Genomic DNA, 12,891 nt, shown 5'->3' with positions numbered 1-12,891 from the left:
GTTCCCTCACCCTTGGAGTGGTTCGAGATGACGGTTGTGCATGAGGCGCCGATCGACGGCGAGGTCCCGGAGGTCCCGGCCGATGCCCGCGGGCGCGTCGCCGAGCTGCACGAGCTGCGCGAGAAGGTCCGCCGCGGCCCCAGCGACAAGGCCACCGAGGCCCAGCACGCCAAGGGCAAGCTGACCGCCCGCGAGCGCATCGAGCTGCTGCTGGACGAGGGCTCCTTCCAGGAGGTCGAGCCCCTGCGCCGGCACCGCGCCCAGGGCTTCGGCCTGGAGGCCCGCAAGCCGCACACCGACGGCGTGATCGTCGGCTGGGGCACCGTCCACGGACGCACCGTCTTCACCTACGCGCACGACTTCCGGATCTTCGGCGGCGCGCTGGGCGAGGCCCACGCACAGAAGATCCACAAGATCATGGACATGGCCATCGCAGCCGGTGCTCCCCTGGTCTCGCTGAACGACGGCGCCGGCGCCCGCATCCAGGAGGGCGTCACCGCGCTGGCCGGCTACGGCGGCATCTTCCAGCGCAACACCAAGGCCTCCGGCGTCATCCCGCAGATCTCGGTGATGCTCGGCCCGTGCGCCGGCGGCGCCGCGTACTCCCCCGCGCTGACCGACTTCGTCTTCATGGTCCGCGAGACCTCGCAGATGTTCATCACCGGCCCGGACGTGGTCCAGGCGGTGACCGGCGAGAAGATCACCCAGAACGGCCTCGGCGGCGCGGACGTGCACGCCGGCGTCTCCGGCGTCGCCCACTTCGTCTACGACGACGAGCAGTCCTGCATCGAGGAGGTCCGCTACCTCCTGTCGCTGCTGCCGCAGAACAACCGCGAGATGCCGCCGCCCGTGGCGAGCGAGGACCCGGTCGAGCGGCGCAACGACAGCCTGCTGGACCTGGTGCCCGCCGACGGCAACCGCCCGTACGACATGCGCAAGGTGATCGAGGAGATCGTCGACCACGGCGAGTACCTGGAGGTCCACGAGCGCTGGGCCACCAACGTGCTCTGCGTGCTCGCCCGGATCGACGGCCACGTCATCGGCATCATCGCCAACCAGCCGCAGTCGCTGGCCGGCGTGCTGGACATCAACGCGAGCGAGAAGGCCGCCCGCTTCGTCCAGATGTGCGACGCCTTCAACATCCCACTGGTCACCCTGCTCGACGTCCCCGGCTTCCTGCCCGGCGTCGACCAGGAGCACGGCGGCATCATCCGGCACGGCGCCAAGCTGCTGTACGCGTACTGCAACGCCACCGTGCCGCGCATCTCGCTGATCCTGCGCAAGGCCTACGGCGGCGCCTACATCGTGATGGACTCCCGCTCGATCGGCGCCGACCTGTCGTACGCCTGGCCGACCAACGAGATCGCCGTGATGGGCGCCGAGGGCGCGGCCAACGTCATCTTCCGGCGCGAGATCAACGCCGCCGAGGACCCGGACGCCATGCGCGCCCAGAAGATCAAGGAATACAAGAACGAGCTGATGCACCCGTACTACGCGGCCGAGCGCGGCCTCGTGGACGACGTCATCGACCCGGCCGAGACCCGCCAGGTGATCGCTTCCGCCCTGGCCATGCTCCGCACCAAGCACGCCGACCTGCCCAGCCGCAAGCACGGCAACCCGCCGATGTAGCGGCACGGCCGCACCGCAGCAGTCCGCACCGCAGCAGTCCGCACCGGGCAACCACCTCAGACCACAGCAACCGGGGGAGAAACCAGGACATGACCGCTTCCGCCGAACCCCTCGTCCGCATCGTCCGCGGCAGTCTCACCGACGAGGAACTCGCCGCCCTGACCGCCGTCATCGCCGCGCGCGCCGCCGCCACGCAGCAGGCCGCCGCCACCGCGCCCATCGAGCCGATCGCCAACTGGCAGCGCCTGGAGCGCCGCCCGGCGTACTACTCGCCGGTCAGCTGGCAGCAGGCCGCCTGACGGCCAACGGCCCGGACCGACGGCCGGTCACCCGAACGGGGTGACCGGCCGTCGGGCGTTCCCCGGGGCCGCGCCGGGGGTTCCCCGGGGCCGCGCCGACGGTGCTCCCGCGTGGTCGGCCGGGCCGGTGGGGCCCGCGACGGGCTCGGTAGGATACCTCCTGGACGACACACGTCCGCCGCCCCGTCCGCCCCCGTAGGATCGGCCGCTGCCGAGACCAGAACTTTCCAGGGAGGCTGCGATGGCCAGGCAGGCCCGCGCACTGGCGACCCGCCAGGCGGTACTCATCGCGGCGGCCGAGGTGTTCGACGAGCGGGGCTACGCCGCCGCCACGATGTCCGAGATCCTGGACCGCGCCGGCGTCACCAAGGGCGCGCTGTACTTCCACTTCCGCTCCAAGGAGGAGCTGGCGCTGGCCGTCATCGAGGGGCAGGGCGCCTGGATCTCCGGCTGGACACCGGCCTCGGACAGCCCGGTGCAGAACCTGATCGACCTCGGGTACGCCTTCGCCCGCGCGCTCCAAACCGACCCGCTGGTGCGCGGCAGCATCCGGCTGACGATCGAGCACGGCAGCTTCACCCAGCCGCAGCTCGCGGCCTACCAGGGCTGGATGGACCTGGTCCGCGAGCTGCTGGAGCGCGCCCGGGAGGCCGGCGACCTCCACCCGGGGGTCGACGTGACCGCGGCCTCCGGGGTGATCACCGGGGCCGTCACCGGCATCCAGCTGAGCTCCCAGGTGCTGGCCGACCGGCAGGACCTGATCCAGCGGATGTCGGACCTCTGGACGCTGCTGCTGCCGGGCCTGGTCCAGCCGCACGCGCTCGCCCGGCTGAGCGTCGCCGAGCGGGCCTGAGCCACGGCCCGGCCTGACGGCCGCCTCGGATCAGACCCGGTAGCCGGCCCGGCGCTCCTGCGCCACCAGGGCCGGCAGCGCGGCCGCCCAGAGCCGGCTCACGGCCTCCGGTCCGGGCCGGCCGGTCTCCTCGCCGGCGAGCAGCACCTGGCCGGCCGCCACCGCGGTGAGCAGCTCGGCGGCGGCCCGCCGGTCCACCCCGGGGCACAGCTCGCCGGCCTCGGCGGCGCGGTCCAGCAGGCGGTGGACGACGGCGGTGAGGCTTCGCCACGTGGTGTCGGGGGCCACCGGAGCGAGCCGGCCGTCCGGCCCCTCCGGGGCGCCGTCCCGGCGCGGGCCCTGGCGGCCGAGCCGGACGCCGGCCCGCACCACCACGTCCTCACGCAGCATCCGGGCCAGCTCGTGCGAGAAGTCGATCAGGCCCTGGAGCGCCGGGCCGTCGGCTCGCAACGCGCGCAGCGCGGCCGAGCCGACCTCCCGCCCGGAGGCGCGGCGCACCCCGTCGGCGAGGGCCTGCTTGGACACGAAGTGGAAGTAGAGAGCCCCCTTGCTCACCCCGGCCCGGCGGCTGATGTCGACCAGGCTGGCGGCCTCGAAGCCCACCTGCGCGAAGGTCTCCGCGGCGGCGAGCAGTACGGCCTGCCGGGTCCGCCCAGCCCGTTCCTGCTTGACCACTGGCCCCCTCCGGACTCGGCCGGGCGCGATCCCCGCCCCACCCGGCTGCTGTCGGCGCGCCCCTGCGGGGGCGGCTCCCGCATGCGGACGGAACCTGCCGAAACCGCATGGTTGGTATCTAATCTAGCGCTTGCTTCGCCCCAGCCGTCCAGCGGGGACGACCCCCCGCCCATGGCCCGAAGCCTCCCGAACGGACATTCCCCCAGCCCACGGGGCAGGTAGCGGGACCGGACCGGAGAGTGCGGCCCGGGCACCCCCAGTCGCCGAAGACAAACCGGGTGGTATGTATGTTTTGCTCGACGGCCGTGGCGGCCGCTCCGACCGACACCCTGAAGCGGGGGCCAGTCATGCCATCGATCGTAGAGCCGGACCCGCACGGCCTGTACGCCCACCCCGGCCCGGGCGGCGGTGGCGGCTTCGGCGTCCACGGCGGCCCCGCGAGCGGCTACGACGTCCACGGCGGCCCCGCGAGCGGCTACGACTTCCACGACCGGACCGTCTCCCGGCACCTGGTGCACCGCGCCTCGGTGTCCGAGGTGTTCCTCACCGGCTGGCAGGCCACCGGCCCGTACGACTTCCTGCTCGGCGCCCAGTGGCCCCGGCTGCACGGCTTCTACCGGCTGCCCGGGGACCGCTACCACGACCCGGTGCTGCTCGCCGAAACGATCCGGCAAGCCGGGCTGCTGGTCGGCCACGCCGGATTCGGCGTGCCGCGCGGGCACCACTTCGTGATGGAGGACCTCTCCTACGTGCTCGACGGGCCCGGGCTGCCGGGTCTGGCCGTCACCGCCGGCCCCGCCTCGCTGATGCTGGCCGTCGGCTGCGAGGACGTCCGGATCCGGCACGGCGAGCTGGTCTCGCTGCGGGTGAACATCGACGTCACCCGGGACGGCCTGCCGATCGGCCACGGCACCGGCCGGCTGCGGGTGCTCTCCCCCGCCTCGTACGCCCGGCTGCGAGGCCCCGCGCGGCGCACCGTCCCGCCGCGGCCGCCGGCGCCCGCCGCACCCGAGCTGGTCGGCCGCGCGCAGCCCGCCGACGTGGTGCTCAGCCCGACCCTGGCACCGGACACCTGGCTGCTGCGCACCGACGCCACCCACCCGGTGCTGTTCGACCACGAGCTGGACCACGTGCCCGGGATGCTGGTGCTGGAGGCCGCCCGGCAGGCCGCCCAGCGGCTGCGCCACCCCGAGCCGGTGGTGCCGGTCGAGCTGGTGACCTCCTTCGACCGCTACATCGAGCTGGACCGGCCCTGCTTCGTCCGGGCGGTCCCCGAACCGGCCGCCGACCCCGCCGCGGCGGACGGCCGGCTGCCGGTACGGGTCCAGCTGGTCCAGGACGGCCGGACGGCGGCCGAGTGCCGGCTGCTCACCGCGCCGGTGGACGGGCCGGCCGAGGGCCCGACCGTGCCGGCCCGGCGGGACGCCTACGACGGCCGTCCCGCCGCACCGGGCCTCGGCGGCACCCGGCTGCCACTGGCGAGCTGAGGCACGCCCCGGCCCGTCAGGCGGCCACCAGGGCGGCCGGCCGGCCGGCGTGCATCACGCTGAGGTTGGTCGCCAGCCGGGCCGGGTCCTGGGCCAGCCAGAGCCGCAGCGCCGCGCCCAGGGCGGCGCTGGCCGACTCGACCCGGACGTCGGTGATCTGCGCGATCCGGGCCGCGCCGGGCACCAGCAGATCGGCCAGCGGGGTCGGCAGCCAGACCGTCAGGGCGCACGGCGCGGGCACCGCCAGCGCCCCCAGCAGCCGGTAGGCGTCCCCCGGCGCGCTGAGCGTGGGGATGATGTCCAGCAGCGCGTCGGACACCACCTCTGACACGTCGCTCCGGTGTCCCTGGGCGAGCCGGCGGAGCAGCATGCGCTCGGCGGCGGTGATTCGGACGGTCAGCATGACCTCGTCGCACTCCATTGCGCGATTTCCTCCTCAATTCCCTCTCGCGCCGACCGGCGGCCGGCACGCACTACTCCTGTCGCACCTCGGCCCGGCTACCTGTGGGAGAGAGCCGGGCCGGTGGGTGACTGTGTGCCCCGGTCAGATCCCCGCGTAGGAGTGCTTTCCGGTGACGAAGATGTTCACGCCGTAGTAGTTGAAGAGCCAGCAGGCGAACGCCGCCAGCGCCAGGTAGGCGGCCTTGCGGCCCTTCCAGCCGGCCGTCGCACGGGCGTGCAGGTAGCAGGCGTAGGCGACCCAGGTGATGAACGACCAGGTCTCCTTCGGGTCCCACTCCCAGTACTTGCCCCAGGCCGCCTCGGCCCAGATCGCGCCCGCGATGATGGTGAAGGTCCAGAGCGGGAAGACCAGGGCGTTGATCCGGTAGGACAGCTTGTCGAAGGTCGACGCGGCGGGCAGCCGGCGCCAGATCGAGGCCGAGGTGCCCAGCGGACCGGTGGTCAGGCCGGCCGCCATCCGCTTCTCGAAGGAGTCCTTGCCGAGGTACAGCAGCGTGGCGATGAACGCCGCGTAGAACGCGCCGCCGCAGAAGATCGCGGTGGAGACGTGGATCGCCAGCCACGGCGAGTGCAGCGCCGGAACGAGCTGCTCGGAGTCGGTGTACAGCACCGTGGTGGCGATGCCCAGGGTCAGCAGCACCGCGAGGACGACCGGCAGGCCGAGCCAGCGGACCTTCTTCTTCGCGCCCAGCAGCACCAGGTACGCGGCCGTCATCGCGAAGGCGAAGGCACAGGAGAACTCGTACATGTTGCCCCACGGCCAGCGGGAGACCGACATGCCGCGGGCGATGATGCCGCCGCCGTGCAGCAGCAGCGCCAGCACGGTGAGCGAGACGGCGATCCGGCCGGCCAGGTCGGCCTTCTCGTTGGTGCCGGCCGCGCCCGGGCCGTCCTCCTCGTCCGCGCCGCGCCCGCTGGTGACCACCGTCGCGCCCTCGCCCGCGACCGCGGTGCGGGTGAGCGTGGTGGTGCCGCCGCCGGCCTCCGCCACGGTGACGGTGACCTTCTTGGCGGCCCTGGTGTCCGCGGCGGCGACGGTCTCGGCCAGGCTGCCCGCCTGTTCCTTCGAGCGGACGGCGACGCCGCCCTTGCTGCCGAAGGTCCACTCGATCATGTGGGCGAACATGGCGAGGGTGTAGACCACCATCGCCGAATAGATCAGTTTGTTGGAGAGGTCGGCCAGCTGGGGGTCGACCGCCGAGGCGAGTTGCACCGTCTACTCCTTGGAGTTCTGGTCGGCAGGGACTACGGGGTCCGAGGACGTCTCCGGGGCTGTGGGGGCCCCGGTCTCCTCGGGTCCGTCCGTTTCGGCGTTGTCGCCCTCGTCCTCCGACGCCGGGGCGTCGTCCTGGAGGTCGACCGCCAGTTCGGCGAGTTCCTCGGCGATCTTCGCCGACTCGCTGCGGGCCAGGCCGGCCAGCTCCACCTGGGTACCGCCGCCCGGCAGGGCGACCGCCCGCACCCAGATCCGGCGGCGCTGGATGAACAGCGAGCCGATCAGGCCGAGGATCGCCAGCACCCCGCCGGCCAGGGCGATCGAGTTGCCCGGGCGGTGCGAGACGTTGAAGCTGGCCCACTGCTTGTAGCCCTCGAAGGTCACCGAGCCGTAGCCGTCGGGCAGCTCCCAGGCCTGGCCGGGCTTGAGCCGGGCCTTGGCCGGCTCGCCGTCCTGGGTCAGCTGGGTGAGCTTGCGGGTGTTGAGCTGGTAGACGTTCTGCGGCAGGCCGGAGTCGGTGCCGAGGTCGCCCGCGAAGGCGTTCAGCACCAGCTGGGGGTCGGCGTCACCGGGGAACAGCGAGCGCGGGCCGGTGCCCTCGAAGCTCAGCGGCGCCGTCGGCAGGAAGAAGCCGGAGAAGCCCATCTGGGTCTTGTTGCCGTCGGGGCCCACGCCGTAGTCGGAGACCTTCACGACTCCGGTGGAGGTCAGGTTGCCGTCCTGCGGCAGGAACGGGACGGCGCCCCGGTAGACGACGTCGCCCTTGCCGTTCTTGACGGTGACGATCGGTGCGTAGCCGTGGCCGATCAGGTAGACCTTGCTGCCGCCGATCTCCAGCGGGTGGTTGACCTCGATCGTCGACTTCTTCAGCTTCGACTCGTCGCTGCCCTCGTAGTACTCGACGTTCGCGGTGAACTGCCGGGCGGCGCCGATCTGGTCGCCCTTGGTCTGGAACTTCGAGGTGAAGCTGTCCAGCTTCAGGTAGAAGGGGTCGAGGTCCTGGCTTCCGTAGAACCGGGTGCCGTTGAAGTCGTCGAGCTGGGTGATGGTGTTGGAGTAGCCCTCGCCCTGGACCATCAGCTTGCCGCCCGTGCCGGAGGCCAGGCTGGCCCAGGCGAAGCCGCCGAGCAGCGCGAACAGCGACAGGTGGAACAGCAGGTTGCCGACCTCGCGCAGGTAGCCCTTCTCGGCGGACACCGCGCCGCCGGACAGGTGGGCGCGGAAGCCGCGCTTGCGCAGCAGCCGGTGCGCGGCGGCGTTCACCTTGTCGGCGTCCGCCTCGGTGTGCCAGGCCGCGTGCACCGGCATCCGGGTCAGGTTGCGCGGCGCGGCCGGCGGCTGGGAGCGCAGCACGCCGACGAACTGCCAGGTGCGCGGGACGATGCAGCCGGCCAGTGAGACGAACAGCAGGATGTAGATCGCGGAGAACCAGACCGAGCTGTAGACGTCGAACAGCTGGAGCTTCTCGTAGATCGGCGCGACCGTGGAGTGCTGCGCCTTCCAGGCCTCGACCTTCAGCTGGCCCTGGCCGTTCTGGTACTGCGGGATCAGCGAGCCGGGGATGGCGGCCAGCGACAGCAGGAAGAGCAGGATCAGGGCGACCCGCATCGAGGTCAGCTGGCGCCACATCCAGCGCGCCCAGCCGAACGCCCCTATGCCGGTCGGGCCCTCGGACTCGACCGGCGCGGTGCTGAGCCGCTCGGCGGCGCTGTCGTCCGGCGCCAGGGGCTGCTCGGTCTCGGTCGTGGTGTTGCTCACGGTCAGATTCCGATCTGGAAGTCGGCGGTCCAGGACTGCAGCTGGCTCATCATCGAGTCCCAGATCCCGGTGACGAGCAGCAGACCGACCGCGACGAGCATGCCGCCGCCGATCCTCATGACGAGCGGGTAGTGCCGCTTGACCCAGCCGAAGGCGCCCAGCGCCCGGCGGAAGGCCACCGCGGCCAGGATGAACGGTACGCCGAGGCCCAGGCAGTAGAAGGTGGTCAGCAGCGCGCCACGCTGGGCGTCGGCCTGGTTGAGGGCCAGGTTCTGCACGGCGGTCAGGGTCGGGCCCATGCACGGGGTCCAGCCGACGCCGAACACCACCCCGAGCATCGGGGCGCCCAGCAGGCCGACCGCCGGACGGCGGTGCGAGCGGACCTCGCGCATGCTCAGCCCGGGCACCAGGCCCATGAACGCCAGGCCCATCACCACGGTGAGCGAGCCCAGCACGATGCTGATGACCCGCTTGTAGTCCTGGAGCTCCTGGCCGAAGTAGCCGAACAGGGCGCCGGTGGAGACGAACACCGCGGTGAAGCCGAGGATGAACAGCACCACGCCGAGCAGCATCCGGCCGCGCCGCGAGCCGCGGGCGTCCGCGAGGTCGGCGGCGGAGAAACCGGTCACGTACGACAGATAGCCGGGGACCAGCGGCAGCACGCACGGCGAGAAGAACGACACCAGCCCCGCCACCAGCGCGACCGGGGCGGCGGCCAGCAGCGCGCCGCTCTGAACGGTCGAGGTGGTGTCGGCGAGCTGCTGCGGCAGGCTCACTGCTTCTGCTCCGCGACCACCGGCTGGAGGATCGACTCCAGCGCGTCGTCGGTGGTGCCGCCGACGGCGCGGGCGGCCAGCTTGCCGTCCCGGTCGATGATCAGGGTGGTCGGGATGGACTGCGGGTTGAGGCTGCCCTTGGGGAACTTGAGCAGCTGGGTGCCGGCCGGGTCGAAGAGGCTCGGGTAGGTGACGCCCTGCTCCTGCTCGAAGCGGACGGCGTTCTGCTTCTCGGTGTCCCGGGTGTTGATGCCGAGGAACTGGACGCCCTGGTCCTTGTACTTCTCCGAGACCTTCTGGAGGCTCTGCGCCTCGGCCCGGCACGGGCCGCACCAGGAGCCCCAGACGTTCAGCACGACGACCTTGCCCCGGTAGTCGGAGAGCTTGGCCGGGGTGCCCTCCAGGGTCTCCCCCGAGATGTCCGGCGCGTCCCCGCGCTTGCCGGCCTCCGCCTTCGACAGGTTGGTGCCCTTGACCGTGACGAAGCCGACCTGGCCCTCGCCGCTACCCGACGAGCCCGAGGAGGAACAGCCGGTGAGGGCGAGTGCAGCGGCGGCGACGGTGGCGGCGGCTGCTGCGGCGACACGGGGGCGGGGGCGCGTCATGGCAGACATGTGAAAAGTTTCGCATGGAGTTCCGGGCAGGTTCGGGGGGGTCCTGCCTTGCGCGCGGCACCTGCTCTGACCTGCGACGACTTCGGGTCACCCGGCGTTTGCCAGGTGACCCGAAGTCATACTTACGTACCGCTTATGGAGGGCTAGGCGCCGAAGCTCTTGCCCACCGGCTTGTCGCCCTTGCGGCCCTTGCCCACCAGGTGCGCGGGCAGCAGGTCGCGGGCCGGCTCGCGGTAGCCGACCGAGACGATCTTGTCGCCCTCGAAGGTGAAGCTGGTCAGCGAGGCCAGCGAGCACTGCCGGTTGCGCGGGTCGTGCCAGAGCCGGCGGCGCTCGACGAAGGAGCGGAGGATCCAGATCGGCAGCTGGTGGCTGACGCAGACCGCCTCGTGCCCGCGCGCGGCGTCCCGGGCCGCACCCAGCGCGCCCATCATCCGCACCACCTGGTCGAGGTACGGCTCGCCCCAGGAGGGCTTGAACGGGTTGGTGAGGTACTTCCAGTAGCCCGGGTTCCTCAGCGAACCGTCGCCGACCCCGAAGGTCTTGCCCTCGAAGACGTTCTCCGCCTCGATCAGCCGCTCGTCCACCGCGAGGTCGAGGCCGTGCGCCTCGGCGATCGGCGCGGCGGTCTCCTGGGCCCGCTCCAGCGGGGAGGCCACCACGTGGGTGACGTCCCGCTCGGCCAGGTCCTCGGCGACCCGGTCGGCCATCTTCCGGCCCAGCTCGGACAGGTGGTAGTCCGGCAGGCGCCCGTACAGGATGCCCTCCGGGTTGTGCACCTCGCCGTGCCGCATCACGTGGACGACGGTGATCTCTTTGGCGCTCACTTCTCGACTACTCCTGGAAATCGGGTTCGGGCCGCGGCGGGTCAGGCCGTGGCGGCGGCAGCGGCGCGCGCGGCGGCCGGCAGGGCGGCGGCGATCCGCTCGATCGCCCGCTCGTCGTGGGCCGCCGAGACGAACCAGGACTCGAAGGCGGACGGCGGCAGGTAGACGCCCTCGGCCAGCATCGCGTGGAAGAAGGCGGTGAAACGGTACGCCTCCTGGGTCCTGGCCTGGTCGTAGTCGGTGACCGGGGCCTCGGTGAAGAACACCGAGAACATGTTCCCGGCGGTCTGCAGCCGGTGCGCCACGCCCTCCTTGACGAGCGCGTCGGAGACCAGACCGGAAACCTCGGCGGCGACCTTGTCCACCGTCGAGTACACCTCGTCGGTGCAGCCGCGCAGCTGGGCCAGGCCGGCCGCGGTGGCGATCGGGTTCCCGGACAGGGTGCCCGCCTGGTAGACGGGGCCGGCCGGGGCCAGGTGCGCCATCACGTCGGCGCGGCCGCCGAAGGCCGCGGCCGGGAAGCCGCCGCCCATGACCTTGCCGAAGGTCAGCAGGTCCGGCGCCCAGCCCTCGTTCGCGGCCTCCAGGCCGTACCAGCCGGCCTTGGAGACGCGGAAGCCGGTCATCACCTCGTCGGAGATGAACAGCGCGCCGTTCTCCCGGCAGAGCCGGGCCAGGCCGCCGTTGAAGCCCGGCAGCGGCGGGACGACGCCCATGTTGCCGGGCGAGGCCTCGGTGATCACACAGGCGATCTCGCCCGGGTGGGCGGCGAAGGCCTGCTCGACGGCGGCCAGGTCGTTGTACGGCAGCACGATGGTGTCGCCGGCCTGGGCACCGGTGACGCCCGGGGTGTCCGGCAGGCCGAAGGTGGCCACGCCGGAACCGGCGGCGGCCAGCAGCGCGTCCACGTGACCGTGGTAGCAGCCGGCGAACTTGACCACCTTCGCCCGGCCGGTGAAGCCGCGGGCCAGCCGGATCGCGGACATGGTGGCCTCGGTACCGGAGGAGACCAGGCGGACCTGCTCGACCGGGGCGACCCGGGCGACGATCTCCTCGGCCAGCTCGACCTCGCCCTGGCCGGGGGTACCGAAGGAGGTGCCGCGGGAGACGGCCTGCTGGACGGCGTCGATCACCGCGGGGTGCGCGTGGCCGAGGATCATCGGGCCCCACGAGCACACCAGGTCGACGTACTCGCGGCCGTCGGCGTCGGTGAGGTAGGGGCCGGTGCCGGACACCATGAAGCGCGGCGTGCCGCCGACCGCGCGGAAGGCACGCACCGGGGAGTTGACGCCGCCGGGCGTCACCACGGAGGCGCGGTCGAACAGCGACTGGGACTGGGGGGCTTCATAGGGGTAGCTCACAAAAGACATGGTCTCAAATCGTGTCCTCGCACTCTGCATGTCCGACCCGATCATCTGGAACGATGATCCGGGCACCGTTGTCTGTACGGTTGTCCGTACAGCAGGGGCGCTGACTGCACCGGACCGTGGACCAGTCAGACTGTGTACACACAGTGCGCAGGCGCTCCGGTTTGTGTGCAGGGGTGTGGAGAGGACTGCCGCGTACCGCGAGTGGGTACGGCGGCGCATGACGGGTAAGGAGCACGTCCGGTGGGACGCCGGGTGTGCGGGGGTCTGTCGATTCCGGCGAATTCCGGTGAGGATGGTCCGAGTGTCCGAGGCGCAGGACGGCTACGACGAGGCTACGGGGGGCTCCCGCCGGCCCGCCGAGGCCGCACGCGGGGGTACGGGAGCGGGTACGGGGCGCGGTCGTCGCGGCGGTGAGAGGCGGGGTGAGGGACACGTGGGGGTGACGTACAAGTACTTCGGAGCCCCGGACCGCGCGACGGCCGCCAGAGTCCCCACCGCCCTCGGCCCGGGCGGGCTCGGCCTGGACGCCGGCGAGCTCGGCGCGCTGGGGCGGCTCGGCGACCTGATGGAGACCAGTGGCTCCCCCACCGGCCACCTCTCCACCAAGATCAAACCGGAGACGATGAGCGCCATGGTGCTCACCGGCATCCAGGGCGTCCCGCTGCACCAGGTGCCGCCGCTGGAGCTGGTCGTGCTGCACCCCGACTACGCCGTCGTCCAGCTCCCCCACAACGTCGTCGAGCCGCTGCGCAAGGCCGACGAGACCGAGCTCGGCGCCGCCGCCTTCATCTGGTCCACCGTGCCGGACCGGCGCGGGCCGCGGGACGCGTTCGTGATCTACAGCATGCTGCACGAGTGGCAGGACTTCGCCAACCGGCTGCACGAGGCCGGGCACCAGCTGTACTGCCTGGTCTGGCCGTGACGC

13 protein-coding genes are annotated in these 12,891 nt (G+C 72.1%); 5 read left to right on the top strand and 8 right to left on the bottom strand.

All coding sequences use genetic code 11. The features are described 5' to 3' along the window. Positions 1-27 precede the first annotated feature (27 nt). The 3 genes from AB0O11_RS01850 to AB0O11_RS01840 all read left to right on the top strand — a co-directional run bounded on the left by AB0O11_RS01850 (position 28) and on the right by AB0O11_RS01840 (position 2,781). Positions 28-1,629, top strand: coding sequence for an acyl-CoA carboxylase subunit beta (locus tag AB0O11_RS01850; protein ID WP_363380707.1), 1,602 nt, complete (start codon positions 28-30; stop codon positions 1,627-1,629). An 89-nt stretch (positions 1,630-1,718) separates the two neighbouring features. Then, on the top strand, positions 1,719-1,928 hold the full coding sequence (locus AB0O11_RS01845; RefSeq protein WP_363380704.1) for an acyl-CoA carboxylase subunit epsilon: 210 nt from the start codon (positions 1,719-1,721) through the stop codon (positions 1,926-1,928). A 241-nt stretch (positions 1,929-2,169) separates the two neighbouring features. Next, entirely contained in the window at positions 2,170-2,781 is a 612-nt protein-coding gene (locus tag AB0O11_RS01840) for a ScbR family autoregulator-binding transcription factor (RefSeq protein WP_363380701.1), read from the top strand. 30 nt (positions 2,782-2,811) lie between these two features. On the opposite strand, the gene AB0O11_RS01835 is transcribed toward AB0O11_RS01840, so the two are convergent. Further along, positions 2,812-3,456, bottom strand: coding sequence for a ScbR family autoregulator-binding transcription factor (locus tag AB0O11_RS01835; protein WP_363380698.1), 645 nt, complete (start codon positions 3,454-3,456; stop codon positions 2,812-2,814). 347 nt (positions 3,457-3,803) lie between these two features. On the opposite strand from AB0O11_RS01835, the gene AB0O11_RS01830 reads away from it, so the two are divergent. Next, complete coding sequence (locus tag AB0O11_RS01830; RefSeq protein WP_363380695.1) at positions 3,804-4,943, top strand: ScbA/BarX family gamma-butyrolactone biosynthesis protein; 1,140 nt, start codon at positions 3,804-3,806, stop codon at positions 4,941-4,943. Between the two features lie 16 nt (positions 4,944-4,959). On the opposite strand, the gene AB0O11_RS01825 is transcribed toward AB0O11_RS01830, so the two are convergent. The 7 genes from AB0O11_RS01825 to hemL form a co-directional block, all read right to left on the bottom strand. After that, positions 4,960-5,346 (bottom strand): hypothetical protein, encoded by a 387-nt coding sequence (locus tag AB0O11_RS01825; RefSeq protein WP_363380692.1) that lies wholly within the window; start codon positions 5,344-5,346, stop codon positions 4,960-4,962. Positions 5,347-5,487: 141 nt separating this feature from the next. After that, positions 5,488-6,618: a c-type cytochrome biogenesis protein CcsB gene (gene ccsB / locus AB0O11_RS01820; protein WP_363380689.1), complete on the bottom strand. Its 1,131-nt coding sequence runs from the start codon at positions 6,616-6,618 to the stop codon at positions 5,488-5,490. A gap of 3 nt (positions 6,619-6,621) precedes the next feature. Beyond that, complete coding sequence (locus AB0O11_RS01815) at positions 6,622-8,379, bottom strand: cytochrome c biogenesis protein ResB (RefSeq protein WP_363380686.1); 1,758 nt, start codon at positions 8,377-8,379, stop codon at positions 6,622-6,624. A gap of 2 nt (positions 8,380-8,381) precedes the next feature. After that, positions 8,382-9,155 carry a cytochrome c biogenesis protein CcdA gene (locus AB0O11_RS01810; protein WP_363380684.1) on the bottom strand — a complete coding sequence of 258 codons (774 nt, stop codon included), beginning with the start codon at positions 9,153-9,155 and terminating at the stop codon, positions 8,382-8,384. Continuing rightward, entirely contained in the window at positions 9,152-9,769 is a 618-nt protein-coding gene (locus tag AB0O11_RS01805; protein ID WP_363380681.1) for a TlpA disulfide reductase family protein, read from the bottom strand. The genes AB0O11_RS01810 and AB0O11_RS01805 overlap by 4 nt, the downstream gene beginning before the upstream one ends. A 143-nt stretch (positions 9,770-9,912) precedes the next feature. After that, a complete protein-coding gene (locus tag AB0O11_RS01800; protein WP_363381255.1) occupies positions 9,913-10,563 on the bottom strand; it encodes a histidine phosphatase family protein in 651 nt (216 codons plus the stop codon). Between the two features lie 74 nt (positions 10,564-10,637). After that, positions 10,638-11,966, bottom strand: coding sequence for a glutamate-1-semialdehyde 2,1-aminomutase (gene hemL, locus AB0O11_RS01795; protein ID WP_363380678.1), 1,329 nt, complete (start codon positions 11,964-11,966; stop codon positions 10,638-10,640). Between the two features lie 292 nt (positions 11,967-12,258). Between hemL and AB0O11_RS01790 the strand changes: the two genes are divergently transcribed. Continuing rightward, positions 12,259-12,888, top strand: coding sequence for a hypothetical protein (locus AB0O11_RS01790; protein ID WP_363380675.1), 630 nt, complete (start codon positions 12,259-12,261; stop codon positions 12,886-12,888). Positions 12,889-12,891 lie beyond the last annotated feature (3 nt).

The organism is Kitasatospora sp. NPDC093102, assembly GCF_040683915.1.
Taxonomy (GTDB): Bacteria; Actinomycetota; Actinomycetes; order Streptomycetales; family Streptomycetaceae; genus Kitasatospora.
Note: the sequence above shows the minus strand (reverse complement) of the source record. Positions and strands in the feature narration are given on the sequence as shown.

What these genes read in the sequence shown, in the direction of transcription:
- AB0O11_RS01850 (WP_363380707.1), top strand. Translation starts at nt 28, where the DNA reads ATGACGGTTGTGCATGAGGCGCCGATCGACGGCGAGGTCCCGGAGGTC.
- AB0O11_RS01845 (WP_363380704.1), top strand. Translation starts at nt 1,719, where the DNA reads ATGACCGCTTCCGCCGAACCCCTCGTCCGCATCGTCCGCGGCAGTCTC.
- AB0O11_RS01840 (WP_363380701.1), top strand. Translation starts at nt 2,170, where the DNA reads ATGGCCAGGCAGGCCCGCGCACTGGCGACCCGCCAGGCGGTACTCATC.
- AB0O11_RS01830 (WP_363380695.1), top strand. Translation starts at nt 3,804, where the DNA reads ATGCCATCGATCGTAGAGCCGGACCCGCACGGCCTGTACGCCCACCCC.
- AB0O11_RS01825 (WP_363380692.1), bottom strand. Translation starts at nt 5,346, where the DNA reads ATGCTGACCGTCCGAATCACCGCCGCCGAGCGCATGCTGCTCCGCCGG.
- AB0O11_RS01805 (WP_363380681.1), bottom strand. Translation starts at nt 9,769, where the DNA reads ATGTCTGCCATGACGCGCCCCCGCCCCCGTGTCGCCGCAGCAGCCGCC.
- AB0O11_RS01800 (WP_363381255.1), bottom strand. Translation starts at nt 10,563, where the DNA reads ATGCGGCACGGCGAGGTGCACAACCCGGAGGGCATCCTGTACGGGCGC.
- hemL (WP_363380678.1), bottom strand. Translation starts at nt 11,966, where the DNA reads ATGTCTTTTGTGAGCTACCCCTATGAAGCCCCCCAGTCCCAGTCGCTG.
- AB0O11_RS01790 (WP_363380675.1), top strand. Translation starts at nt 12,259, where the DNA reads ATGGTCCGAGTGTCCGAGGCGCAGGACGGCTACGACGAGGCTACGGGG.